A 24,868-nucleotide genomic window follows, 5' to 3' on the forward strand; every position below is an offset into this window, starting at 1 on the left:
AATTCAGTCAACGTCTTCGACCTTCCAGTGCACACGGCGCGAGCGAAGCGCGAATCGCGCCCGGTAGGCATGCGGGGTCATCCCGGTCTCGGCACGGAACAGTCGTCGGAAGGAGGCTGCATCGGAATAACCGCAGGCGAGGGCGATGGTGTGCACCGTCTGCAAGGTGACTTCAAGCAGCATTTTTGCTCGTTCGACCCGAAGCTTGTGCAGGTAGTCGAGCGGGCTCATGCCCGTCACTTCCTGAAAGTGACGCAACAAGGTTCGCTCGCTCGTCGCCGCCGCTTCCGCCAGCGCGGCAAGGCGATAGGGTTCGTCGATATGCGTACTGAGCCATTGCGTCGCCCGATACACCGGGCTGTCGGAAGTTTTCTGCGACCAGTTCTTTCGCGAGATGTCCCGGATGGAGGCTTGGCGCTCATGCTGATAGCAGAGGAGATTGGCGCATGCTTGCGCGAGATCGGTATCGAGCAGGTGATCAAGGATGGCGAGCATCATGTCCGTCTGTGCATCGATGGCCACGCTGACGAAGACCTTGCGATGCATTGCCACACGGTCGGTACCGGAGAAGTCGAGGCCCGGATAGGTCCGTGCAAACCAGCTTTGAAACGCCCAGGGCGCACATATCCGCTCGCCGCTCAAGAGCCCAAGTCTGGCGGCGAAGGCGAGCCCGGTGAATACCGTCGCGACCCAACCGCCGGCGGTCGCATGTTGATGGAGCATTTCCAGGGCCTGGGGATTGGCGTCGGTGATTTCTCCGAGGTGCGGATTGTTGTGGCAGTGAATAGCGGGAACCAGCATCAAGGTCTGTTCAGGCCTTGGCTGGTCGGTCTCGTCGCGCGGTTCTTCGCAGGGCACGCCTGGCAGCTTCACGGGATTGCCATCGGGAGAAACAATCTGCCAGGAGACCGGACTCGGTTGCTTCGGATGCTGCAGCCGGTAAATCATCGATGCCGTCTTCAGGACATCACGCGCGTTCAGCAATGTCCCGTGCATCGCATCGGGAAGCCAGAGCAGCTTGACGTGAAGACGGCCCGCCGAAGAATCGAGTGATTTCATGTTGCTAATATTGGCAGTGTGACACCGGCTTGGCAAGCACTTGCGTCTGCCTGCGGCGGGCCGTATCGAAAGCGAATCGATATACCGCGACCGGGCTATTCCGGATCGGAATGGGCGGCGGTACCTATATTCATTTTGCAAGCCTTGCCACGCTGGCGATAATGCCTTTCCAGATCTGTCGGCGAACGAACAGTCAACAAGGAGACATCATGACAAGCGACCCACAACGCATCCGGCTGACTCGGCGACTTGCGAACTTTTGCGCCGACCAGGCCTTGCATGCACGCTTTCCGTCCTCTGCCATCCTGACCGCCGAACTCGCCATTGCCGACACCGTCGCCTGCATTCTTGCTGCCGTCGATGATCCCGCCGTCGTCAAGCTCGGGCATACGATACCCGACGAACCCTCCGGCCCGTCCAGAAGATCAAACTCGGTTCGCCACGCGTTCCCGGTCTCGGCACGCGATGCAGCCGCGGTCAACGGCTGCGCCGCCCACGCGCTGGACTTTGACGACAACGTCCTGCCAGCGGTTATCCACTCCAGCGCCATTCTGGTCCCCGCCCTGTTCGCACTGGCCGACGAAATCCATGCGTCGGGCGCCGACATCGTGCGGGCGTTCATCGTCGGGATGGAGGTCAACGCGCAGATCGGCAGACTCGTCAATCCGAGACATCATGAATCGGGGTGGCACACGATCTCGACCATCGGGCTCATCGGCGCGGCTGCGGCTTGCGCCGCATTGATGAAACTCGACAGCGACCAGGTCGGACATGCGATGAGCCTCGCCTTCAGCAAGGCCAGCGGCAGCAAGCTTCAGTTCGGATCGGAAGCCAAACCGATGCAATGCGGATTCTCGGCAGAAGGAGGCGTTTGGGCCGCGCAACTGGCGCGGCAGGGGTTCGAGGGGAACCGGGAAGTGTTGCAGGGAAAATGGTCTTTTCAGGATTTGTACGCGGGTTGTCGTAGCGACGATATATTCGAGCCGGTGATGTTTCCGGACGCGCCGCTTGCCATTGACGAATATCCGCCGGTTGCCAAGCTCTATCCGTGTTGCGGGTCGGCGCATCTTGGCATCGGCGCGCTGCTTGAGCTGCGCGACAAGCACCGAATTGCCTTGCAGGACATCGAGCGGATCGATGTTCACATGCAAAAAGTAATGACGGAAAATGTGCGGTACAAGGTGCCGCTCGATGAAAAAGAGGCTCGCTTCAGCATGCCGTATTGCGCAGCCATTTCGCTGGTGTATGGCATTCCGCGCTTGTCCCATTTCACACCGGAAGCCGTATCGCGGCCCGAACCCATGGTGGCCCGGCTCATGCCGCTGGTGCATACCGTCGTGCGCGATCCTACTGCCGAGACGCGCAAGCTGCCGTTTGGCGGAGATTGCTGCGTCGAGATCCGCATGAAGAACGGCGAGGTATTGAAACAGATCGCCGAATGCCCGAAGGGCTGTACCGACAATCCGCTCACCGCGGAAGAGCGGCGTATCAAGTTCCTCGACTGCGCGGCTACGCGGCTGGAGGAAGCCCGGGCGGCGCAATTGTATTCCAGCGTTGGGACGCTGTTCCGCACTGAGTCGATTGCCGGTGTAACGTCGGCATTGAGGATGCTGCGCTCGTAGCTTGCAGTTGCGGCGTCTCTGCCGCATCGTGCCTGCAGGATGAAGAGCAAAAACAAACCGTGCTCTTTACCCTGCAAGCAATTCAATCCAAAACCCCATCAGAATTCTTCCCTCCTGTCTCTGGCGAAGCGCAGCTTTTGCGCTCCCATCCCCGTTCCAAAACGTCTCTTCCAGTGTCCTTGGCGCAGCCGGCATGCAGTGCCGCGCCGGCGGAGCGTGGACGCGTTCACCATGTGCAGTTGCAGCAATTTTGCGGCGGTTCCGGCACCAATGATGGCGGAATAGGCATTCATGAAAAAAATTTCCCGGGATTAGAATCCGTCTCACTGAATCACAAAAAAACAAGGAGACGTGTTGGATTGCGGCGTTCCGGGTTCGAAACCGGACTGCTTGCTGTTGCCGGCTTGTTCTGCGCAATTACCGGTGTTGATCCAACGAAGTGGCGCGCACGAGTGAGGAAACGAACTCAAGGATCAGCGTCAGATCGTCCACGAGACGAATGCAAGCCTGCAGCAGTTGCTGCCCTCTCGTCCCCTTGTGCAAAAGGTTCGTTTGAACCTGCAAGCACCTATGGCAACGCATAGGCTCCGATGATGTACATCATGGATGGGAGAAACAATGAAACTCACTCGTGTCGCGCACCACTTCAAGCGTTTCGCCGCTGCGGCTGGTCTTGCTGCAATCTGCATGGCCGCGCATGCCGAAGATTTTTCACTGGCGATCAGTTCGCCGCCAACTTCGATGGACCCGCATTTTCATGCCAATACGCCCAACTATGTGGTGTCGGCACACATGTTCGAAGCGCTCGTCAAAATGAACGAGGATAGTACGCCCGTCCCAGGACTGGCCGAATCCTGGAAACCGATCAATGACGTAACCTGGGAGTTCAAGTTGCGCAAGGGGGTGAAGTTCCACGACGGTTCCGAACTCACCGCGCAGGATGTAGCCTGGTCGCTGGATCGGCCGGCGACCATGGTGAACAGCCCGGGAAAATATGACATATTCACGCGATCGATCGCGTCCAAGAAAATCGTCGATCCGTACACGATCCGGCTGACGACGCACGAGCCGTATCCTTTGCTTCCGCGCGATCTGGCGGCTGTGGTCATTGTGTCGAAGAAAGCCACGGAAGGGCTCAAGTCCGAGGACTTTGCAAACGGCAAGGGAATGATCGGGACCGGGCCGTTCAAGTTCGTCCGTTATCTGCGCAACGATCGCGTCGAGATGGAGCGAAACGATCACTACTGGGGGCCCAAGCCTGCGTGGGATAAGGTCTCGCTCCGCTTCATTTCGAATAACGCGACCCGTCTCGCCGCGCTGTTGGCCGGGGATGTCCAGGCGATCGAGGCCGTGCCGACCGCGGACTTGCCGAAGGTGCGCGAGAACAGCAATCTGCAACTCTATTCAAAGGTATCGCATCGGCTGATTTACGTCTTCATGGACTCCGCGCGCGACAAGTCACCGTACGTCACCGATGCCAACGGCAAGATCCTGGAGCACAATCCCTTGAAGGATCGCCGGGTGCGGGCTGCGCTCAGCATGGGCATCAACCGCGAAGCGATACGAGACCGAGTCATGCAAGGCATGGCGGTCCCGGCAAGCAATCTTGTGCCGATTCGGTTCTTTGGATACAACCCTGCGATCAAGGAAACCAGGTACGACCCGCAAGGCGCCAAGAAGCTGCTGGCGGAGGCGGGTTATCCGAATGGCTTCGACCTGACTTTGCACACGCCGAACAACCGCTACGTCAATGACGAAAAGATTGCGCAGACCATCGCACAGATGTGGGCGAAGATCGGCGTCAATACTCGTGTCGAATCGCAGCCGGTCGCGGTATTCGTGGCGCAGTCTTCACCCAAGAAGAATAGCTACTCGGCAGGTCTGTTCGGATGGGGAGCGGCCACCGGAGAGTCGTCGTCTTCTCTGCGTGCGATTGCGGCCTGCTACAACAGCGAAAAAGGCATGGGAAGCTCCAACCGGGGGCCGTATTGCAATCCCAAGGTAGACGCAGTTCTGGAAAAGGCGCTGTACACCATGGACGACGGTGAGCGCCTGAAGCTGTTGCAGGAAGCGACTGCGGTCCTGACCGACGATGTCGGTGTGATTCCGATTCATCATCAGGTCACGACATGGGCCACGCGCAAGGGTATTGGCTTCACTCCGCGCACGGATGAAACGAGCTTTGCGCAGGATTTCCATCCGCTGCATTAACTTTGCCTGCCGTTCGTCCGGCAGTGGCCGGGCGAACGCTGAATTGATCGGATTGCCATGCTTGTATTTATCATTCGCCGCTTATTGCAAAGCATCGTCGTGCTGGCAGTTGTCTCGCTGCTGGTGTTCGTCGGCGTGTACGCCATCGGCAACCCGGTGGAAATTTTGATTCATCCGGACGCTACGCAGGTCGAACGCGAAGCCATGATCGCTGCGATGGGCCTGGACAAGCCGGTGTGGATGCAGTATCTCGTATTCGTCGCCAATGCCTTGCGCGGCGACCTGGGGAACTCCTTTGTCTATGCGTCGCCGGCGATCTCGCTCATTCTGGAGCGCATGCCGGCCACGCTGGAACTGGCCGTCGCCGCGATTCTGATCTCGGTCGTCATCGGAATACCGCTCGGCCTGTGGGCCGGATTGCGGCCGAATCGACTCGTCGGGCGCGGCATCATGTTGTTCTCGATTCTCGGCTTTTCCCTTCCCACGTTCTGGGTCGGGCTCATGTTCATCATGGTTTTCTCGGTGCAGCTCGGCTGGCTGCCTTCCAGTGGACGCGGCCCGACCACGCTGCTGCTCGGGCTGCCCGTAAGCTTCCTGTCGTGGGAAGGCATTCGGCATCTGATCATGCCGGCGACCAATCTGGCGCTCTTCAATATCGCCATGGTGATCCGCCTCACGCGGGCGGGAACGCAGGAGGCGCTATTGCAGGACTACGTGAAGTTTGCACGGGCAAAAGGCCTTTCGGAGATCCGGATCATCGGCGTGCATGTCTTGAAGAACATCATGGTTCCGATCGTCACGGTGCTGGGTTTGCAGTTCGGTGCGATCATCGCTTTCGCCATCGTGACGGAATCGATCTTTGCATGGCCCGGCATGGGAAAACTGATCATCGATTCGATCATGATGCTGGACCGCCCGGTCATTGTGGCCTATCTGATGTTGATCGTCGTGTTTTTCGTGCTGATCAACCTGGCCGTCGATATCGCCTACTCGCTGCTTGACCCACGCGTCCGGCTCACGGAAGCAAAAGGATGAACATGAAACCAGCAACTCTGGCCCCCGAAACGCCGTTCCAGCGATTCAGGAGGGACTTCTTCGCCAGCACCACGGCGACCATCGGATTGATCGTGCTGGGCCTGATCATTATCGTCGCCGTGTGCGCGCCGCTGATCGCGCCGCAAAACCCCTATGACTTGATGAAGCTTGACATCATGGACTCCCGCCTCACACCGGGAACGCCGTCCGCCGACGGGGCGATGCGCTACGTATTGGGAACGGACGAGCAGGGGAGGGATATCCTGTCGGCCATCATGTACGGGCTGCGCACATCCGTCTTGGTGGGTGTGAGCAGTACCGTGATTGCGCTCGGTATCGGTCTGGGTCTCGGTCTCGCCGCAGGCTATGCCGGCGGCCGGGTCGAATCCCTGATCATGCGAATCGTGGATATCCAGTTGTCGTTTCCGCCGATTCTGCTGGCGCTCATCCTGCTGGCGACGAGCGGCCCCGGCGTCGGAAAAATCATCATCGCGCTGGTCGCGGTGCAGTGGGCCTATTATGCGCGGACCGCGCGCAGCGCGGCGCTGGTGGAGCGAAGGAAAGAGTATATCGAGGCGGCCATGGCGCTGGGGCTCTCTTCGCGGCGCGTCGTGTTCCGGCATCTGCTACCGAACTGCCTGCCGCCCTTGATTGTCATCGCCGCACTCCAGGTGGCACATGCCATCTCGCTCGAATCCACGCTGTCATTCCTCGGCATGGGGCTGCCGGTCACGGAGCCGTCGCTGGGACTGCTCATTGCAAACGGATTCCAGTACCTGCTGTCCGGGAAATACTGGATCAGCCTGTTTCCGGGCCTTGCGCTGCTTTTCACGATCGTTGCCATCAACGTCGTCGCGGACCAGCTTCGGGATGTCCTCAATCCCCGGCTGCAGACTCAATAGGGAGCAGTCGACATGAGCACAACCGTATTGAAAGTCGAGAACCTGCGCACCCACTTCTTTTCCCGGGCGGGTGTCGTCAAGGCCGTCGATGGCGTCTCGTTTCAGGTGGGCGCGGGCGAAGTGGTCGGCCTGGTCGGGGAATCCGGATCCGGCAAGTCGATCACCGGATATTCCATCATGGGACTGGTGTCCGAGCCGGGAAAAATCGTCGGCGGCAGCATCCGTTTCATGGGCAAGGAATTGCGCGGACTGTCGCAGTCGCAGATGCGCGCGATTCGCGGCAAGGACATCGCGATGATCTTCCAGGACCCGATGATGACCTTGAACCCGGTGCTGCGCATCGACACGCAAATGATCGAAGCCATCGCCGCACACAGCAAGGTCGGGGCGAAGCGTGCACGCGAGCTGGCGCGCGACGCGCTGGCCCGCGTCGGCATCCCCTCGCCAGATGAGCGGCTGCTGGCCTATCCGCACCAGTTCTCCGGCGGCATGCGTCAACGGGTGGCCATCGCGATTGCCTTGCTGAACAATCCGAAGCTGATCATCTGCGACGAGCCGACCACGGCGCTCGATGTGACCATACAGAGCCAGATTCTGTGCGAAATGCAATCGCTCTGCCGCGAGTCGGGTACCGCGCTGATCTGGGTGACGCACGACCTTTCCGTGGTCGCCGGGCTGGCGGATTCGTTATGCGTCATGTATGCCGGCAAGATCGTCGAAAGCGGAAACACCGCCGACGTGCTCGACCGCGCCATGCATCCTTACACCCGAGGCCTGATCGGTTCGATTCCGGCCTTGAACCAGCGCGGTCGAATGCTGAGGCAAATTCCCGGCGTGACGCCATCCCTGCTCAATCTCGGCGCGGGATGTGCGTTCCGCGAACGCTGCGAGCACGCGTCGCCGGCGTGCACGCAAGACCCGCCGCTGAGCAGCGTGCTTCGGCATTCGCTCCGATGCTTTCACCCCCTATCCGAAGTCGAGGCAGTGCAATGAGTATCCAGTACCTTGCGGGGGAAGCGCCGCGGCCGATCCTGAGCGTGAAGACCGTCGGCAAGAAATTCATCAAGCCGCTCGATGTCGCCGCCAAGATGGCGAACCTGTTCGGCGCCGGATTGAAAGAGGAAGTCGTGCATGCGGTCGACAGCGTGACGCTCGACATACGTGCAGGCGAAGTCGTCGGCCTGGTGGGCGAATCCGGTTGCGGCAAGTCCACGCTCGGCCGCATGGTCGTCGGCTTGCATGGATTGAGCTCGGGCACGCGCTTCTGGAAGGGGCGGGACATCGACCAGATGGATGCCGCGCAAAAGCGCGCGACGCGACTGGCAATCCAGATGATCTTTCAGGACCCTTATGCGTCCCTGAATCCGCGCATGCGGGTGCAGGATATCGTTGGCGAGGCACCGGTCGTCCACGGCCTGGTCGAGCGGGCCATGCAAAAGGAATATGTAGAAGAGAAGCTGAAGCTGGTGGGGCTGGACCCGCTGATGATCCGCCGCTTTCCGCACCAGTTTTCCGGCGGCCAGCGCGCTCGCGTGGGCATTGCGCGCGCACTGGCGGTGAATCCCGAATTCCTGGTGTGCGATGAGGCGGTGGCCGCACTCGACGTATCGATCCAGGCGCAGGTGCTGAACCTGTTCGTCTCGCTGCGCGACATGCTGAACCTGACCTATCTGTTCATCAGCCATGATCTGAGCGTCGTGCGCCATCTTTCCGACCGGGTCGTCATCATGTACCTCGGCCGCGTCGTCGAAGTGGCCGCGACGGACGAGATTTTCTCGCGGGCGAATCATCCCTATACGCAAGCCTTGCTCGCGTCGGCGCCCGAAATGACCGTCAGAAAAAAGGTGTTCGCAGCGGTGCGCGGCGAAATTCCATCGCCCTTGAATCCGCCGTCCGGTTGCCATTTTCATCCGCGCTGCCCGCACGCGATGGATCGTTGCAAGAGCGAGCGGCCGGAATTGGTCGAGATCGCGCCGCTGCATTTCTCAGCCTGTCATCTGGAGCAAGGCGCGGCACGAGCCATCACGCCGCTGCAGGCTGCAGCAAGATGAACTGAACAGGATATTTCAACCGGCAGGTTCAACATATCGATATCCGAGGGAACAGCAATGCAGCTTTTGCCCCACTCCTTGACGGCTATCCGGGTGTTTGACGCGGTGGCGCGGCATGCTTCGTGCTCGCGTGCCGCCGACGAGCTTTTTCTAACCCAGAGCGCCGTCAGCAAGCAATTGCAGTCACTGGAAGACTACCTGGGCGTGAAACTGTTTACGCGCCTGCACCAGGGCGTCGCGCTGACCGACCCCGGTGCGGAGTACTGGCAGGCGGTGAAGCCCGCGCTCACCATTCTGGCCGACGCGACAGTCAAGGCGCGCATGCAGATGAATGACGACGCGACGATCCATCTAGGGCTGCCGGCGACGTTCGGACAGAAATGGCTGATTCAGCGCGTCGCGGAGTTCACGCGCCTGCATCCCGACATTACGGTTCAGTTCGCTCCTAAGCAAACGACGGCTTCCGCATCCGCGATCTTCTCTGCCGAGATTCGCGCCGGCCGCGGCGTATGGGAGGGCATGCACAGTCACTACCTGATGGGACGCGAGCTGTTCGCCGTGTGCAGTCCCGCCGTGGCGAGCGCGATAGGGACCAGGACGGCAGAGCAGCTCCTGAACTATCGATTGCTGGAGCATGTGCGTTTTCCGCAAATGTGGCACCGCTGGTTTGCCGCCAGGCGAGTATCCGCCCACGAAGGAAGAAACGCGCAGCGATACGAGCAGTTCTCAGTGATGATCTCGGCGCTGTCCGCAGGGATGGGAATCGGACTGATGCCGAGATGCCTGATCGAACAGGAGATGGCGGATGGCACGCTCACTGCGTTGTTCGAGGAGCCATTGAAAACGGAATACGGGTATTACCTCACGTACCGGAAGGATCAGTATCCGTCGACCGCGTTGAAGCGGTTTTCGGACTGGTTGCTGCAACTATGTGCGGCATCGGAATGACGCGACATCGGTTTCCACGAATGCGTTCCTTGCCGGGTCAGAAAAAAGGCCCAAGCACAGGTGCCTGGGCCAACGCGGGAGTTTTTACCCGTGGAGACATTGATGATTTGTCGCACAACGCTTCCAGCGGAGTGTTGCGCACCCGGCACCGTCTTGCAATCGACAAAATTTCGGTACGTCATTCCAAAGCGGCATACACCCGAACAACCTCACCATCCATCATTCATCATCCATCATGAAGCGCGAGACACCACCGATTAATCTCACCAGGCTGCTGGCCGACTTCTGCGCGGATTACGCGCTGCATCATCAATTTCCGGAATCCGCCATCCGGCTCGCCGAACTCGCCATTGCCGACACCGCAGGCTGCATTCTCGCCGGGGTGAACGATCCGGCGGTCGTGAAGATCGGCGATACCATACCGGACGAGCAGTCCGGACGTTCGCGGCGGTCGAAATCGGTCCGGCACGCCTTCCCGGTGTCGGCGCGCGATGCCGCGGCGGTCAATGGCTGCGCGGCACATGCCCGCGAGCTTGACGACAACGTTCTGCCGGCGGCCATCCACTCGAGCGCTGTCCTGACACCGGCGTTGTTCGCGCTGGGAGAGGAGATCGGCGCCAGCGGGGCGGATATCGTGCGCGCCTTTATCGTCGGCAAGGAAGTCAACGCGCATATCGGCAATCTGGTCAACCCGACTCACTATGAATCGGGGTGGAACACCAACTCCACCATCGGTGTCTTTGGCGCGGCAGCGGCCTGTGCAACGCTGCTGAAACTCAATAGCGGCCAGATCGTGCATGCGCTGAGCCTGGCCTTCAGCATGTCGAGCGGTGGCAGCCTCCAGTTCGGATCCGAGGCGAAACCGCTGCATTGCGGGATGGCCGCGGAATGGGGTATCTGGGCGGCGCGGCTGGCGCAAAAAGGCTTCGAGGGAAATACGGATGTATTGCAAGGAAAGTGGTCGTTCCAGGACCTGTACGCCGGCGGCAAGGGCTGTGTGCCGTATCACGCCGTCCTGTTTCCCGATGCGCCGCTGGCCATCGATGCGTATCCGCCGGTCGCCAAGCTTTACCCCTGCTGCGGATCATCGCATCTCGGCATCGACGCCATCAGGGCGCTGAGGGCAAGGCAAACGTTTTCGCTGGACGACATTGTGCGCGTCGATGTGCACATGTTGAAAATCATGAATGAGACCTTGCGTTACCGGATTCCGGCCAATGAAAAGGAAGCGCGGTTCAGCATGCCCTACTGCGCGGCCGTGACACTGGTCGACGGCATGCCGACGCTGGCGCACTTCACCCAGCGTGCGGTAACAGAACCCGAACCCGCCATCGCACGGCTTTTGCCCTTGGTGCATACCCATGTCCGCGATCCGTCGCCCGAGGTGCTGGCCAAGAAACTGATTTTTCAAGGCGACTGTCTTGTCGAAGTCCACCTGCGCAGCGGCGAGGTCCTGAAGCAGATTGCCGAGCACCCCAAGGGATGCAAGGAAAATCCGCTCACGCCGGATGAACGTCGCGCCAAGTTTCTTGACTGCATAAGACTGCAATTGGATGAGGCAGGCGCGACGCAACTATATGGCGACCTTCTCGACCTCTTTCATCTGGAAGCGATCGACGGCATCACGTCGAGTTTCCGGGCAATGGCATTGATCTCGTAGGCGGGCTTATTTGGGCATCCATTCCAATCAGGAATGAATAGTCGAAATTTAATCAATTGCGAATGCGCGTGGCGGCGGCGATAGTGAATTGCTCGAGGTGGCACGCGTTCTTCAACGCATGCCTTGTCGAGCGCCTGATTGCCAGCGGCCAGCGTATCCCGCCACCGAGACAGCCAGTGCCGGCCGATCATTTTTCTGACAACCTCGACTGCATACCTGCCTATGTTATTACTTGATCCGATCGTACAAAATCTGGCCGAGCTTCAACGCATACGTCGTGACATACATGCCCATCCCGAGCTGTGTTACGAAGAGGAGCGAACGTCGAGGGTCGTCGTCGAGAAGCTGACTGAATGGGATATTCCGGTGATTACCGGCATGGCCGGGACCGGCGTCGTCGGCGTCATCAGGAACGGACAATCGTCGCGCGCGGTCGGCCTGCGCGCGGACATGGATGCATTGCCGATGCAGGAGGCCAACGCATTTGCGCATGCATCGGTTCATCAGGGAAAGATGCATGCCTGCGGGCACGACGGGCACACCGCCATGCTGCTTGGCGCGGCGCAATATCTTGCGCGGCATCGAAACTTCGACGGCACGGTTTATCTGATTTTTCAGCCCGCGGAGGAAGGCGGCGGCGGCGCAAAGCGCATGATGGATGATGGACTCTTTCAGCAATGTCCGATGGAGGCCGTCTTCGGCATGCACAATCTTCCCGGCGCTCCGGTCGGAACCTTCGGTGTGAAGCACGGCCCGATGATGGCGTCGTCGAATCAATTCCAACTGCGCATTCAGGGCAAAGGCGCGCACGCCGCACAATCGCACAAGGCGATTGACCCGATTACGGTGGCGGTGCAGATTGCGCACGCCTGGCAGACGGTCATCACGCGCAACAAGGATCCGCTTCAGCCCGCGGTCATGTCGATTACCCAGATCAATGCGGGAAGCGCGTTCAATGTGATTCCCGATGAAGCGAACCTGCGGGGTACCGTACGCACTTTCCATCCGGGTGTGCTGGACCTGATCGAACATCGGATGCGCGTGATTGCCGAGCATACGGCCGCCGCGTTTGGCGCAACGGCGGAATTCAGCTTCGTGCGGAAGTATCCGTCGCTCATCAACCATGTGCAGGAGACCGAACTGGCGATCGAGGTCATGCGCTCGATCGTCGGCGAGGAAAGGGTCGACGTCAGGGATGAGCCGACGATGGGCTCCGAGGATTTCGCATTCATGCTTCAGGAAAAGCCCGGGTGTTACGTTTATATCGGCAATGGAAACGGTGATAGCAGAGAGTCCGGCCATGGCGTAGGCCCCTGCGAGCTGCACAATCCGAGCTACGACTTCAATGATGCTCTGCTGCCGATCGGCGCCACTTATTGGGTCAGGCTGGCGGAGAGATTTCTTGCTCAGGCCTGAGGCCAACGGCCCGGCGCTCAAGCATCGCGCTGGCGCCGGCGCCCACCCTGTTTGAATCGCCATGACGGGCAAGTCGCGCACTGCTAGCGCGACGTTTAACACCTTCATCAATTCCAGGCCGACGCCGAACAGGCGCGCCACTCGCGCCATCATCCTTTCTGAAGAAAGCCGAGTTCTTGCAGGCGTCGTTCGAGCGGGGCTTGAACACAGGCTATTCCTTCACGGCATGGCCAAAGGAAATTTATTCGTTTGCCTGCAATTGTGCCTGCCCCGATAGTTTCGGTGCGCGCCGCTCTCTCCGGGTGTAAAGGTCCGGCGGAGCGATTTCATTTTATGTACAACTTCAGGGAGACGAAAACTTGAAAAAAACAATTCTAGCGCTGGCCATGCTCGGCGCATTCGCCGGTGCAGCCAATGCGCAAAGCAGCGTGACGGTCTACGGGTCCATCGATGCCGGGCTGCGCAGCCTGACGAACACGAACGCTGCCGGCGACAGCACCTTGACGATGAATTCATCCGGAACATACCGAACCAACCGCCTCGGATTCAAGGGAGTGGAAGACCTCGGCGGCGGACTGAATGCGCACTTCAAGCTGGAAAGCGGTTTCAACAACGGCACCGGCGCGCTGGTGGGTGATCTGTTCGCACGTACCGCGATGGTCGGCATCGGCGGTGATTGGGGCACGCTGGATCTGGGCCGCCAGTATTCGGTCACCTTCATCACCAATGCCGGCTTCGAACCCTTCTTCAACAGCTTCTGGACAGGGATCAGTCTGGCAGTGCCGCAAGGCGGCGTCGTCCGTCTCAACAACGACATCCAGTACACCCGCAAATTCGGCCCCGCGACCATCCGCGCCGAATACGCGTTGGGAGAAGTGGCGGGCAGAACCAGAGCGGGCTCGACGATGGCGCTCGGCGCCGACTATGTTGCCGGGGCCTTCAACTTCGGCGCCAGCTACATGACCCGCAAGAACGCCGCCGATACCGCAGACCAGAAGAACTGGTCGGCCGGCGGTGCCTATACATCCGGGCCGCTGCGCATCGCCGTCGGCTACGCCAAGGACGACCGTGATCCAGGCTTCTTGACAGCGAGCGCATTGACGATCAAGGACGTCTGGATTGGCGGCACTTACAAGGTGGCCCCGGCAATCATGCTCGGTGCGGCCCTGTACCGGAACTCCACCGACGCCGCCGGCGTCGATGGGCACAAGAATTTGCTGATCCTCAACGGGACGTACGCACTGTCCAAGCGGACCAATTTCTACGCCGACGTCGACTTCAGCAGATACGGTGGCACGTACAACAACCCGGCGTTCCGTCAGCCCGCCGGACATGATCACCAGCGCGGCATCTCGGTGGGCATTGCACACGTGTTTTAAGCAGTCGCCCATATCCGGCACCCAGCCGGGTTCCCGCGGCCTTGATGTTGTGAGGGGGTGTTCGTTTTGACACCGGGCCAGAGGCTGACGAGAACCAGTGAGGCCCAGTAACGGCGCGGGTTTCCAGGGTGTTTTGCCATCAAGGCCCGTTTTGCGCGAAGTGCAAAAAAATAGGCGATTCCTCGCCTTTTTTGCTCCGATTTTGGCACTGAAGCGCGCTTAGATTGGGCAGGAATAGCCTGGGGCCGGCGATAGGTATCATCGTTCCTGGCTTTGCACCTCATCCAACATGCCAACGAGCCGAGGCGAATCAAGGTGTTTCCGATGGGATGAGTAGCCACCTGATCCAACAGGCGTTTGAGATTCAGCGCAACATCTTGCTTCTTCATAACGATGGTCAAAAATCGACCAGCGTATTTCCGCAAGGAAAATAGCGCATCCCACAAACATGGTAGGCGTTAATCAGACGCCTATCCCAGCGCTTTCAGTAACTGGTCGATCTCGTCCTGGTCCGCGCCTTTCGATATGTAGTTGTACAGGACCGCGATAATTGCACCTTCCCTGTCCGCTGGAATCTCGATCCCACGTTCGCGGGACCATTCCTTGAGCGTACGCACCACGAGCTGCATCAGCTCGGTATCCACCTTGGCCGTGCCCGCGACGATCGTGCCCACGACTGGCGCCGCACTCTGGCGCGTGCCTTCGTCCGACTGCTCTTTCGGCAGGTATTTTTCGGGGATTTCGTAGAGACGACGCGTGCCACCTACACCTTTCTGTTCCTCGAAAGGCCACCCCTCACTAGCCGCCCTGGCAATGATCTTCCCTTTTGAAGTCGGCAGGCCAGGTAACTGCATCGCTGCAATTTCGGACGCCGAGTATCGATTTTTGTGCGGCACACTCATCCCCTTTTAAGCATTCCCATTTGGTCAATATTTCCAGCAATAGGAACACTCGCGTAAATAACAATGGAATCAATCACTTAATTCACGCCATTTCTCGGGAGTGAAAGATTCAAAGTGTTCCGTGCGGAATTCTCTTGACGGAACACTTGGGAATGCTTAGTATTCCCTTCTGAAGTCACCAAAACGGAGTTATCCATGAGCGTAGATAAATCTCAAAAAAAAGCCGCCCAAGCTGTTGATTGGCATCGGGCGGACGTTGTCGCGGCCCTTCACAAGAAAGGCTGGTCCCTGCGCGAGCTGTCCAGGCAAAGCGGCTTGAGCGATGGCACGCTGAAGTCGGCCCTGGATCGTCCCTATCCGAAAGCGGAGCGCATCATCGCCGCCGCCCTCGGTCTCGATCCCCGCGCTATCTGGCCGAACCGTTACGCAAAGCGTGATTTTACGCCGGTTTTAACGCCGCCCTCCCACTCTTCGCCCCGCCATCAGTCCGAACACGCGGCTGCCATGGCTTGAATCTTAGTCACGACCGAATCAGTGCGCTACCACGGCGATTCCCGGAGACACAGAAATGACAATGCGAAATAGGCGATGGAAGTCAGTCAGGCCGGCAAGCCTGTCCGAGGCAATGGAGCTGTGTGTGGAGTTTGCCACCGAGCACCGGCGCCCGATCAAGGTGCTGGCCGACCTGATGGGTGTCGAGCCCAAGACGCTCTACCGCTGGCTGTCCGACACGTCCATGCCGCTCAACAAGATCCGTCAGTTCGAGCACTTCTGCGGCGCATCCTTCATCAGCGAATACCTGTGCCTGGCGCACGGCGACAAGGTGGTCATCAGCATCCCGCTCGGCAAAAAGGCCGACGTGACCGACCTGGCCGAGGTCCAGTGCAGCTTCGGGCAGGCCATCGCACTGCTTGCCCGCTTTTACCAGAACGGCGAGGCGCTGGACGAGACTGTCAGCGCCCTGACCACCACGCTCACCCAGCTGGCGTACCAGCGCAGCAATGTCATCAAGGCCGCAGAGCCTGAACTTGGTCTTTTTAACGACTCACATTGAAGGGCAGGCATGTTCCAGCATTCAAGACAGAACGCGAATGACCTGCGCACACTGAGAGCAGTGCTCAGTGCGGCCTTACAAGATGGGGATGACTTCGTTGAATTTCGTGCGCGATTACAAACAGCGCTTGTCTCCAAGACGGGAGATTCGAAGGAACCCGCCATGTTTTCTCAACAAACGGACCGTTCGGATGCATAAGCTTTGCCAAGAAATCAAGCATCAGCGAGTTGACGACTCGTCTTACCGGTGGGGTGGCATGTCCCCATCCATCAATCTCAGGATTCGTTGCGAGGCTGATCAAGAACAGTGCGGAATCCATTTCGGAATCTGCATCAGCAGGCGTCATAACTCCACCGCTATTGATCCATGCCTTCTTCATCAACAGTTCATACAACGCCCCTGCAGCTTTATCGCAGTTGATTTCTTCGAACGCGTCTTTGTCCATGAGGAGTGTCCTGTGAAAGTGAATGACATGCAGTTTGAGAGCCTGCCAGGTCATTTTACCGAAGCGGGGCACGCCCTCACCCAATCCGGAGGCTTGGCATGAGCCAGGTAACCGTTAAAACCTACTACAGCGCGGCAGAACTGGCTGCCATGCGGCTGCCGATGCTGCCGACCAGTAAAGGCAAGGTGCTGGCCAAGGCCGAACGCGAAGCGTGGCCAAGCACTGAAGTTACGGGCATCGGCGGAAAGCGCCGCGAATACGCTCCACCGGCACCTGTCATGGTGGCCATCAAAGAATTTGTCGTTAAACGCCTACTTACAGGAGGGATGCATGAGAGTGAAGCTGTTATCGAAGGTGCTCATTGCCAAAACCCGCGCGCACATGCTGCGCAAGGGATACATGGTGAGAACGGAAAAAGGGCGCTCTCGCACGCCGAAATCGGTACGGGGACAGAAGATGGCCGCCAAAGTGGATGGCATGTCTCCTCTTTACCTGGCAATTCTCAACCGGCGCAGTCTGTTCAACACGGCATCACGCCTGCATCGCCGGGAAGGGTTCACGGGGCCGCTGAGCCTGTCAAGACTTCAATCGGTCAGGCGCGGGTACCTGCCGCTGCGCTGACTGACCGCCAGAGGCAGATCGCCGAGGCGCGCGCGGCCCTCCTGCGCGAGGTCGAGCGCATCGCCCAGGTCGTCGGCCGTGAGAAGGCGATCACCAAGGTCGTCATCATGGCGCAGGACGGCACGCTGCCCGAGCACCTGGCGCGCCTGGTTCCCGTAGCCAATGCGCGGTCCGGCACGGACGGCAAGCGCACGCTGACCCGGCGCACACTCTACCGCTGGTTTAACGCCTACCGGCCGGGCGACGTCCGCGCAGTCAATGCGCTGGCCCCAAAAGATCAACAGACGGCGGTTCGGATTCCCGCCTGGGCCCCCGACCTGCTTGCGTACTTTCAGGTGCCGCAAAACGTCTCACTGGCCTGGGCGGTGGAGCAGATCGCCGGCAAGCATGGCATCGACCAGGACAAGCTGTACCACCGCGCGCGCCGCTTCCTGGACAAGATGGGCAACGTCGAGCGGCATGCCGGACGCATGGGCGCGCGGGAAATCAAGAACATCAAGCCGTTCGTGCGGCGCGACAGCGGCATGCTGTGGCCGGGCGAGGTGTACACGGCGGACGGCCATTCCTTCGATGCCGAAGTGGCGCATCCGGCGCACGGCAAGCCGTTCCGTCCCGAGATCACCACCGTGATCGATGTCGGCACGCGGCGCGCGGTCGGCTGGAGCGTGGACCTGGCAGAAAGCGGGCTGGCGGTACTGGACGCGCTGCGCCATGCATGCGAGGTCGGCGGCATTCCGACCACGTTCTATGTGGACAACGGTTCCGGTTACAAGAATGCATTGATGAGCGCGCCTGGCGTTGGCATGGAAAGTCGGCTCCGCTTCACCATGACGCACAGCATTGCCTACAACTCGCAGGCGCGCGGCGTCATCGAGCGCGCCCATCAGACGATGTGGGTGCGGGCGGCCAAGGAATTGCCGACCTATATTGGCGCACCGATGGATGCGCAGGCCAAGCAGAAGATCCACAAGCTGACCCGCCGTGATATCGCGCTGGCCGGTCGCAGCAAGTACCTGATGCCGTTTAACGCTTTCGTTGCCTTCTGCGAAAGCAAGGTCGATGCGTACAACAACCGGCCGCATCGCAGCCTGCCGATGATGTTTGACCCGGCACTTGGCAAGAAGCGGCATATGTCGCCGAACGAGGCGTGGGCACAGGGCGTTAAAGACGGCGCGCAGTTGGCTGTCGTCACGCAGGAAGAGGCACGCGAACTGTTCCGTCCCCAGCGTGAAGCGAAGGTTCTGCGTGGTGAAATCCGCCTGTTCAACAACCTGTATTTCGCACATGAGCTGACCGAATACCACGGCGACGTGGTGCGCGTGGCCTATGACATCCACAACGGCGACATGGTGTGGGTGTACGACCAGCAGGGGCGCTTCATTTGCGAAGCCGGCTTCGAAGCCAACAAGCGCGCCTACTTCCCCGAGTCGTACCTCGACCGGAACGAACGCAAGCGCATCGAGGGCCAGCTACAGCGGATCGATCGCAAGCGGGAAGACGTCGTGCTCGCCGCGCAGAGAGGTGAGAAGTACATCAAGGCGCTGGAGGACAACCCCAGTCCAACTCTGGAGTTGATGGGCGCGCTGACCGCCATTGAGGAGGTTGTGCCGGCTGAGCCGATCATACCGGCCTCCAACGGGCGCCCGATCTTCATGCTGGAGTCCGACCGCTACGAGTGGCTGATGCAGCACCGTGATGCATGGACCGACGGCGACCGGCAGTTTTTAACGCAGTTTGTTTCCGGCGATATCTATGAAGGGCTGCGCGAGCGGTTTGAGGCGCTGGGCCTGGCCTGGAGCGGGTTCGACGGGAATGTTTTGAAGGTGGCTGTCTGACGCGGGCACGCCAGACAGCCGATTGATGAAGTCGCAGTAGCAACCACAACTTGGGAGAGTATAAGTGAAAAAGGGATTTGTCCAAAACAGCAATTACGCGCGCTTCCTGCAGGCCGTCAAGGCGGTCGAGCTGCGTGGCGCGCGCGAGGCGTCGCTGATGCTGGTGACCGGCCCGGCCGGCCTCGGCAAGAGCGAGACGGTGGACCGCTTTGCGGTCGACACCAACGCCGTCTACCTGCGCGCCAAGGAAACCTGGACCAAGCGCGGCCTGCTGGTCGAGATGGCGGACACGCTGCGCATCCAGACCAACACCACGAACCACGACATGCAGGCGCGCATCATCGGCGCGGTCGGCGCGCGCCAGACGCCTATCATCATCGACGAGGCCGAATTCACCGTGCGTTCGAGCGCCAGCATCTTGGAATGTGTGCGCGACATCAGCGATCTGACGGAAACGCTGGTGGTGCTGGTCGGCATGGAAACCATGGAAACGCGCATTGCCCGCTATCCGCAGATTTCCAGCCGTATCGCCCAGGTGGTGCACTTCCAAGCCCTGACCGAACAGGATGTGCAGTTGGCGTGCAAGCAGTTGGCAGAAGTCGACATCGACGCCGACCTTGTACGCGAGCTGCACCGTCAGAGCGAAGGAAAGATGCGCCTGGTGATGAACGGCATTGCGACCATCGAGCGCGTGGCCAAGGCCAACAGCCTGGTGCGGGCGGCGGCGGATGCCTTCAAGGGGCTGGAGCTGTGCATCGAGTGGCAGGCGCGCCGGCCGCGCGCGGGAGCGACGCGATGATCTGGACCTCCCAAACCGTCATGAATGCCGTCAAGGCGCTCTATTGCCCGCGCGGCTGCGTGAAACACGATGCCATCGTCAAGCACACCAGCCTGTCCGGTAAGCAGGTTGCCGACGCATGCGCCAAGCTGGTGGCGCATGGCTATATGAAGCGTGAAACCTATGCCGATGACACCGTCAAGCCTGGCTGCTACACGCTGACTGCGCTCGGCCGGGCAGCCTTGGAAGAAGGCGCCAGGCTCACCAGCGGACCGAAGGGGCCGACAGGCAAGACCCGGCCGCGCACCGACACCCTGCGCGACCGTGCCTGGCGCGCGCTACGCATCCGCCGCAAGGCCAGCGTGCCGGAACTGATCGGCGTGCTGCTGGATGCCGGCATTAACTATGCCGAGGTCAAGCGGGCGCAAAACAACCTGCACAAGTATTTCGCGCTGCTCACACGTGCCGGCTACCTGGCCCAGATGCGCAGAGACGCGCCGCAGTCGCCGACATCGAATGGCGCGAAACGATTCCTGCTGGTGCGTGATACCGGCCCCTTGCCGCCGATCCCTCAGGTTGGCGCCGGCAAGGTTTTCGACCAGAACGAGGAGAAGCCGTATGACATCGTCCGTTAAACAGGAACCGGAATGGATGGCGATCCTGCGAGCCGATGTCCAGGCCACGGGCAGCATCGCCGACACTGCCCGTCGCATAGGAGTCTCTCGGCCGGCCATCTCGCAGATCCTCAACGGCATCGGGCCGTATGGCACTGGTAAGTCCAGCACCGTCAGGGTCGCGGAGAAGGTGATGAACACCATCGGTCTGATCGCATGCCCGTTCCTGAGCCAGGATCGCGGCACGGAGTATCGCATCACGGGTCTGCAGTGCCGTGAATATGCATACCGCACCACACCGCCGACCAACAGTCCGCGCGACATGCGCCACTGGCGCGCGTGCCAGGGCTGCAGCAAGCGCGTTCCTGCCGCTGCGGTGGCTACGCCAGAAACGCCGAAGCCTGCTAGGAAGATCGGCAAGGTCGGCGCCGTTAATAACGAAATCTACTGCCAGCAAGCCGGCGTGATCGACAAGGTGACGTTGCCTTTGCCGGTGGTTGGTGGGCCGCAGGTGGAAGAGGAGGTCGTGTGATGCAGATCGATACTCAGCAACACCGTGTATTCAACACCGAAACCGTTCTCCGTCTCGGACTGCAAAACCGTGTAATGCGCAAGCTGCGCCAGCTCGGCTGCAAGGTAACGCAGGCGTCGCTCGATCCGTGTCTGACGATCGCGGTGGAGCCGTCCGACACGCTGCGCATGCGCCGCCAACCGGGCGGCCATTCCATGCGCAATACGGAGGAAGGCCGCCTGGTCTGCATCGACGTAGACGGCTGCAAAGTGATCTGGCTGGAAACCAATCCGTCGTGAGTACGTTCATCGACGGCCAATTTAACGTGCATAGGGAGAAAAACATGACTACTTGGGACCAACGCGTCAAGGCATCACTGGAAGCAGGCAAGAAGCCGGCCTATAGCGATTATGAAGAGGGCTTGGAGTACACGATGAAGGAGCTGAAAGCCGTCAAAGCGGTGCTGCAAGACATTTCAGGAACGCTGGCGCAGATCGTGATTGCGCGCATGCACGGCGACGCGACGAGCGCTCTGGAGGCGATCGACAAGGTGATCGAGAACAACGTCATCGTGACGGCACCCGGTGACCTTCATTAATCAACGGCATTTCAATGGGAGGCATTGACATGAACTCTGAAAACTACACCCCGCGCGCCGGTAGCAAGGTCGAGGCGGCGACGCAAGCACTGAATGATGGTCCGATGACCACGGCTCAACTGGCCTCGGCGATCGGAATGGCCAAGTGCGACCTGCCCGCCACCTTGTCGGCGGCGATCGACCACGGCGTTATCCGCCGCGTAAAGGATGAAACCGGCTTGATGCACTACGCACTCTGCGGCCAAGTCCTGGATGGCCGTTTCACCGACGCCGGTGGTCGCACCATGCCGGATACGCAGATGGTGAGATCCGTCACGAAGCCCAGCGTCAATGCGTCGGCTGAGGCCCTGGGGGCAGCAAACCTGTTCGGGGCACGCGGTGGGATCTTCCCAGCAAACCCGCTCACGGCCAGGCCGAAGGAACCGGTAGCGCGCAAACCGCGCGCCATGGCGAAGGTCGAGACGTCACCGGTTGCATCGGAGCCGCCCGCACAGCAGGAAGAAAAGCTGGTCGCAGGGCTGTTCAACACCGGCGAGCTGATGATTTCCGCCGGCGAGAAGTCAATCCGCCTGAGCCAGCAACACACGCGTGAACTGTTCGAGTACCTGGACAAGATCACCGACATGATTCAAGCAGCCGAGGGGCACCAGGCTCTCAGCGCGACGCGCATCGGCTCGCCTCTTCTTTAACGTTAATAGGGAGTAATCACAATGAGCGCAGTTCAACAAATTGAAACCATTCCGACCGGCTACCGCAAGGATGCGCAAGGCCGTCTCATTCCGGAATCGATGATCAAGCCGATCGACGCCGAGCGTGACACTCTGGTGCAGGCGCTGATCGCCAGCGCGCAGAAACTGAGTAAGGAGATCGGCGACTTCAAGGTCAAGGTGTTCGGCGACGTCGGCGCGTTCGTCCAGCTGTCGGCCGAACAGTACGACACGAAGCTGGGCGGCAAGAAAGGCAACGTCACGCTGTACAGCTTTGATGGCCGCTACAAGGTCCAGGTGGCTACCGCCGACAACATCGTGTTCGACGAGCGCCTGCAGGCGGCCAAGTCCCTGATCGACAAGTGCATCGACGAATGGAGCAAGGACAGCCGGCCCGAGATCAAGGTGCTGGTGCAGGAGGCGTTCCAGACGGACAAGGAAGGCAACCTGAACACCGGCCGCGTGCTGGCGCTGCGTCGTCTCGAAATCGAGGACGATCGCTGGCAGCGCGCGATGAAGGCGATCGGCGAGTCCGTGCAGGTGGTCGGCAGCAAGCAGTATGTCCGCTTCTACGAGCGCATTGGTGACACGGATCAGTACGTGGCGATCAGCCTGGATATCGCTGCCGTATGAATGCGATCGTCCTTTTCAGCACGACTTTCGTCCTGGTCTTTGCGCTCGGCGTCAACACGCTGAGCGTTAATAAAGGCCAGTACGGAATCGCGTTTTTAACGTCGTTCCTGATCAGCGGCAGCAACCTGGTCATCCTGCGCGCCGTGCCGCAGGGTGACCTGCTTGAGGTCGCCGCCTACATGCTCGGCGGTCCGTTCGGGATCGTGACCAGCATGTGGGTACATGAGCGCGTGCTTGAACGAAAGAGATAGAGGAGGCCATCATGGAAATCGACCTGCCGAGATTCGTTAATGGCGTACGTGAGTTCGTCCTTGGACAATTGCACGGAAACCTTACTGCTACGTGTTACGACAGCGTGCGTGCAGTTGACCCTGCATGGCTGGCAAACGTTGTGTTGGAGAGCCAAGGACAACCGCTTCCGACGAAGCCGCAGATTTACATCAGCGAGACAGAACTTGATGCATTCAATCGTTTCTGCGAATGCTGCGAAGACTCGGACGCTGACGGGCATGACGTACCCAAGGAAATGATGGCGCGGCTCTGCAAGATCGGGCTAGTCCGGTCTTGCGGATTTGGCAAGCACGAAACGACGCGATACGGCGACGCTATACGCTGCCAGGCTAGTGAAAATCAACGACAACGGGGATAAACCACATGAAAGCTAGAGTGCATCATTTCTCGGAGCCGCGTAGACGAAATTCCGGTTACGACTGCGAAGAACTGAAGATCGAAATAGATCTTCCTTTTGTGCCGACGCAAGGAACCGGATTGCAGGTAACGCCAAATGGGGAAATTCTCATCGTCGATCAGGTTATGTGGTTAATCGAAGAGCCAGACGTTCTCTTAGTTTTTACGAAGGAGCCAGAGATATCGTTTCGGCCATACAAAGAAATGATCGCGGAAGGCTGGGTCGGGGATTAATCCAAGGGAAAAGGCTGTGAACGTAATGGAGTCACCATGCAGATAACAAAAGAACAGTGGACGAAAGTCGAGGCCGAGCTGTCGCGGATCTATGGCTACGTCAAGATGAAATGCGACGGGTATGAGTTGACACTCGAAGTCAGTCCGGTTGCTGCGCTTCAATGCGGCATCGTCGTCTACGTTAATGGCCAGTTCAAAGGGAAATGGCTTATTGAAGACTGTGAAGAGCGGCGGCGTTTTTTGCGCCCGGTAGAGCGTTTCCTATGGGGCACAAAGCAGCGCGCCGGCTTTCTCAAGATCTATGGTGGGAAACGCGCGCCCAAGAAGGAAGTCGAGCGGATCAATGAGAAGATCACCGCCTATTACAGCCACTGGACCAGCGTTACGGCGTTGCGCCGCCACCTGAAAAAAAACAACCACGACATCCAATTACTGTCGGTCGGCGAGGAAGTCATTGCATTGCCAGATCAGGCTCGCGCCACGTCGTGCGAGTTGGTTTCCGCTCTGGGGTGAAAGACATGGCTACCAAAGATACCAATCGCAACAAGGAAATCCGGCTGATCCAGATCGCCAAGCGCCAGCTCAACATGGACGACGACGTCTATCGTGGCCTGTTGCGCGAGGTCGGCGGCGTCGACTCGTCGACCAGGCTCGATGCGGCCGGCCGGGGCCGCCTGCTCGATCGCTTCGCTCGCCTGGGATTCGTGTCCACCGCGCGTGCCAAACGTGCCGCCAAGGGTTCCATGAATGTGGCGCCCGACCGCGCGAAGCTGCTGGCCAAGATCGATGCGCTGCTGCTGTCGCAGGGGCGCGATCGCCGCTATGTCGAAGAGGGCATGGTGCAGCGGATCTGCAAGGTCGACAGCCTGTCGTTCTGCACGCCCGAGCAGCTGGTCAAGCTGGTCGCGGCGCTGCAGTACGACAAGAAACGCCACGAAGCCCGGTAACCTGCCCTGGGAGGACCGC

Annotated in this window: 29 protein-coding genes; 25 read left to right on the forward strand and 4 right to left on the reverse strand. The window is 59.7% G+C overall.

Features of this window, described 5'->3' with window-relative positions; all coding sequences use genetic code 11:
* Nucleotides 1-3: 3 nt before the first annotated feature.
* Nucleotides 4-1,059 (reverse strand): helix-turn-helix domain-containing protein, encoded by a 1,056-nt coding sequence (locus E6W33_RS04380; RefSeq protein WP_136414732.1) that lies wholly within the window; start codon nucleotides 1,057-1,059, stop codon nucleotides 4-6.
* Between the two features lie 209 nt (nucleotides 1,060-1,268).
* Here E6W33_RS04380 and E6W33_RS04385 point away from each other — a divergent pair, with 209 nt between their 5' ends.
* Entirely contained in the window at nucleotides 1,269-2,681 is a 1,413-nt protein-coding gene (locus E6W33_RS04385; RefSeq protein WP_168798522.1) for an MmgE/PrpD family protein, read from the forward strand.
* A 98-nt stretch (nucleotides 2,682-2,779) separates the two neighbouring features.
* Here the strand turns inward: E6W33_RS04385 and E6W33_RS04390 are convergent, their stop codons facing one another.
* Nucleotides 2,780-2,974 (reverse strand): hypothetical protein, encoded by a 195-nt coding sequence (locus E6W33_RS04390; protein ID WP_136414736.1) that lies wholly within the window; start codon nucleotides 2,972-2,974, stop codon nucleotides 2,780-2,782.
* Between the two features lie 325 nt (nucleotides 2,975-3,299).
* Between E6W33_RS04390 and E6W33_RS04395 the strand changes: the two genes are divergently transcribed.
* The 9 genes from E6W33_RS04395 (at nucleotide 3,300) to E6W33_RS04435 (ending at nucleotide 14,283) form a co-directional block, all read left to right on the forward strand.
* Entirely contained in the window at nucleotides 3,300-4,892 is a 1,593-nt protein-coding gene (locus E6W33_RS04395) for an ABC transporter substrate-binding protein (protein ID WP_136414739.1), read from the forward strand.
* Nucleotides 4,893-4,949: 57 nt separating this feature from the next.
* Complete coding sequence (locus E6W33_RS04400) at nucleotides 4,950-5,927, forward strand: ABC transporter permease (protein ID WP_136414742.1); 978 nt, start codon at nucleotides 4,950-4,952, stop codon at nucleotides 5,925-5,927.
* A 2-nt stretch (nucleotides 5,928-5,929) separates the two neighbouring features.
* Entirely contained in the window at nucleotides 5,930-6,829 is a 900-nt protein-coding gene (locus E6W33_RS04405) for an ABC transporter permease (protein ID WP_247869517.1), read from the forward strand.
* A gap of 12 nt (nucleotides 6,830-6,841) precedes the next feature.
* Nucleotides 6,842-7,822: an ABC transporter ATP-binding protein gene (locus E6W33_RS04410; RefSeq protein ID WP_136414746.1), complete on the forward strand. Its 981-nt coding sequence runs from the start codon at nucleotides 6,842-6,844 to the stop codon at nucleotides 7,820-7,822.
* Nucleotides 7,819-8,880, forward strand: a complete 1,062-nt coding sequence (locus E6W33_RS04415) for an ABC transporter ATP-binding protein (protein ID WP_247869518.1) — start codon at nucleotides 7,819-7,821, stop codon at nucleotides 8,878-8,880. Before E6W33_RS04410 ends, E6W33_RS04415 begins: the two co-directional genes overlap by 4 nt.
* A 57-nt stretch (nucleotides 8,881-8,937) precedes the next feature.
* On the forward strand, nucleotides 8,938-9,828 hold the full coding sequence (locus E6W33_RS04420; protein WP_136414751.1) for a LysR substrate-binding domain-containing protein: 891 nt from the start codon (nucleotides 8,938-8,940) through the stop codon (nucleotides 9,826-9,828).
* 235 nt (nucleotides 9,829-10,063) lie between these two features.
* On the forward strand, nucleotides 10,064-11,488 hold the full coding sequence (locus E6W33_RS04425) for an MmgE/PrpD family protein (RefSeq protein ID WP_136414753.1): 1,425 nt from the start codon (nucleotides 10,064-10,066) through the stop codon (nucleotides 11,486-11,488).
* Between the two features lie 222 nt (nucleotides 11,489-11,710).
* Nucleotides 11,711-12,904, forward strand: a complete 1,194-nt coding sequence (locus tag E6W33_RS04430; RefSeq protein ID WP_136414755.1) for a M20 aminoacylase family protein — start codon at nucleotides 11,711-11,713, stop codon at nucleotides 12,902-12,904.
* A gap of 359 nt (nucleotides 12,905-13,263) precedes the next feature.
* A complete protein-coding gene (locus E6W33_RS04435) occupies nucleotides 13,264-14,283 on the forward strand; it encodes a porin (RefSeq protein ID WP_136414757.1) in 1,020 nt (339 codons plus the stop codon).
* 470 nt (nucleotides 14,284-14,753) lie between these two features.
* On the opposite strand, the gene E6W33_RS04440 is transcribed toward E6W33_RS04435, so the two are convergent.
* The gene (locus E6W33_RS04440) at nucleotides 14,754-15,137 is read right to left on the reverse strand and encodes a DNA-binding protein (protein WP_168798523.1); all 384 of its coding nucleotides are present in this window, start codon (nucleotides 15,135-15,137) and stop codon (nucleotides 14,754-14,756) included.
* Nucleotides 15,138-15,380: 243 nt separating this feature from the next.
* On the opposite strand from E6W33_RS04440, the gene E6W33_RS04445 reads away from it, so the two are divergent.
* Together E6W33_RS04445 and E6W33_RS04450 are read left to right on the forward strand one after the other, a co-directional pair.
* Nucleotides 15,381-15,698 carry a helix-turn-helix domain-containing protein gene (locus E6W33_RS04445; protein ID WP_136414762.1) on the forward strand — a complete coding sequence of 106 codons (318 nt, stop codon included), beginning with the start codon at nucleotides 15,381-15,383 and terminating at the stop codon, nucleotides 15,696-15,698.
* A 55-nt stretch (nucleotides 15,699-15,753) separates the two neighbouring features.
* Complete coding sequence (locus tag E6W33_RS04450) at nucleotides 15,754-16,239, forward strand: hypothetical protein (protein ID WP_247869519.1); 486 nt, start codon at nucleotides 15,754-15,756, stop codon at nucleotides 16,237-16,239.
* Between the two features lie 64 nt (nucleotides 16,240-16,303).
* Here the strand turns inward: E6W33_RS04450 and E6W33_RS04455 are convergent, their stop codons facing one another.
* Nucleotides 16,304-16,684 carry a hypothetical protein gene (locus E6W33_RS04455; protein ID WP_136414764.1) on the reverse strand — a complete coding sequence of 127 codons (381 nt, stop codon included), beginning with the start codon at nucleotides 16,682-16,684 and terminating at the stop codon, nucleotides 16,304-16,306.
* Between the two features lie 149 nt (nucleotides 16,685-16,833).
* On the opposite strand from E6W33_RS04455, the gene E6W33_RS04460 reads away from it, so the two are divergent.
* The 13 genes from E6W33_RS04460 (at nucleotide 16,834) to E6W33_RS04520 (ending at nucleotide 24,849) form a co-directional block, all read left to right on the forward strand.
* Nucleotides 16,834-19,140, forward strand: a complete 2,307-nt coding sequence (locus E6W33_RS04460; protein ID WP_136414766.1) for a Mu transposase C-terminal domain-containing protein — start codon at nucleotides 16,834-16,836, stop codon at nucleotides 19,138-19,140.
* 64 nt (nucleotides 19,141-19,204) lie between these two features.
* Nucleotides 19,205-19,939, forward strand: coding sequence for an ATP-binding protein (locus tag E6W33_RS04465; RefSeq protein WP_136414768.1), 735 nt, complete (start codon nucleotides 19,205-19,207; stop codon nucleotides 19,937-19,939).
* Entirely contained in the window at nucleotides 19,936-20,553 is a 618-nt protein-coding gene (locus E6W33_RS04470) for a hypothetical protein (protein WP_136414770.1), read from the forward strand. Before E6W33_RS04465 ends, E6W33_RS04470 begins: the two co-directional genes overlap by 4 nt.
* The gene (locus E6W33_RS04475; RefSeq protein WP_136414772.1) at nucleotides 20,537-21,064 is read left to right on the forward strand and encodes a helix-turn-helix transcriptional regulator; all 528 of its coding nucleotides are present in this window, start codon (nucleotides 20,537-20,539) and stop codon (nucleotides 21,062-21,064) included. The genes E6W33_RS04470 and E6W33_RS04475 overlap by 17 nt, the downstream gene beginning before the upstream one ends.
* Nucleotides 21,064-21,342 (forward strand): hypothetical protein, encoded by a 279-nt coding sequence (locus E6W33_RS04480; protein WP_136414775.1) that lies wholly within the window; start codon nucleotides 21,064-21,066, stop codon nucleotides 21,340-21,342. The genes E6W33_RS04475 and E6W33_RS04480 overlap by 1 nt, the downstream gene beginning before the upstream one ends.
* Before the next feature lie 44 nt (nucleotides 21,343-21,386).
* Nucleotides 21,387-21,641: a hypothetical protein gene (locus tag E6W33_RS04485; protein ID WP_136414777.1), complete on the forward strand. Its 255-nt coding sequence runs from the start codon at nucleotides 21,387-21,389 to the stop codon at nucleotides 21,639-21,641.
* 29 nt (nucleotides 21,642-21,670) lie between these two features.
* Nucleotides 21,671-22,330: a hypothetical protein gene (locus E6W33_RS04490; RefSeq protein WP_136414780.1), complete on the forward strand. Its 660-nt coding sequence runs from the start codon at nucleotides 21,671-21,673 to the stop codon at nucleotides 22,328-22,330.
* 21 nt (nucleotides 22,331-22,351) lie between these two features.
* Nucleotides 22,352-22,981, forward strand: coding sequence for a DUF3164 family protein (locus E6W33_RS04495; protein WP_136414782.1), 630 nt, complete (start codon nucleotides 22,352-22,354; stop codon nucleotides 22,979-22,981).
* Nucleotides 22,978-23,232 (forward strand): hypothetical protein, encoded by a 255-nt coding sequence (locus E6W33_RS04500; protein WP_136414784.1) that lies wholly within the window; start codon nucleotides 22,978-22,980, stop codon nucleotides 23,230-23,232. Before E6W33_RS04495 ends, E6W33_RS04500 begins: the two co-directional genes overlap by 4 nt.
* Nucleotides 23,233-23,243: 11 nt before the next feature.
* A complete protein-coding gene (locus E6W33_RS04505; protein WP_136414786.1) occupies nucleotides 23,244-23,630 on the forward strand; it encodes a hypothetical protein in 387 nt (128 codons plus the stop codon).
* Between the two features lie 5 nt (nucleotides 23,631-23,635).
* A complete protein-coding gene (locus tag E6W33_RS04510; RefSeq protein WP_136414789.1) occupies nucleotides 23,636-23,902 on the forward strand; it encodes a hypothetical protein in 267 nt (88 codons plus the stop codon).
* A gap of 36 nt (nucleotides 23,903-23,938) precedes the next feature.
* The gene (locus E6W33_RS04515) at nucleotides 23,939-24,415 is read left to right on the forward strand and encodes a hypothetical protein (protein WP_136414791.1); all 477 of its coding nucleotides are present in this window, start codon (nucleotides 23,939-23,941) and stop codon (nucleotides 24,413-24,415) included.
* Nucleotides 24,416-24,420: 5 nt separating this feature from the next.
* Nucleotides 24,421-24,849 carry a regulatory protein GemA gene (locus E6W33_RS04520; protein WP_136414794.1) on the forward strand — a complete coding sequence of 143 codons (429 nt, stop codon included), beginning with the start codon at nucleotides 24,421-24,423 and terminating at the stop codon, nucleotides 24,847-24,849.
* The last annotated feature ends 19 nt before the right edge of the window (nucleotides 24,850-24,868 follow it).

Origin of the sequence: Herbaspirillum sp. ST 5-3, from assembly GCF_004804275.1 — a bacterium.
Lineage (GTDB): Bacteria > Pseudomonadota > Gammaproteobacteria > Burkholderiales > Burkholderiaceae_D > Noviherbaspirillum.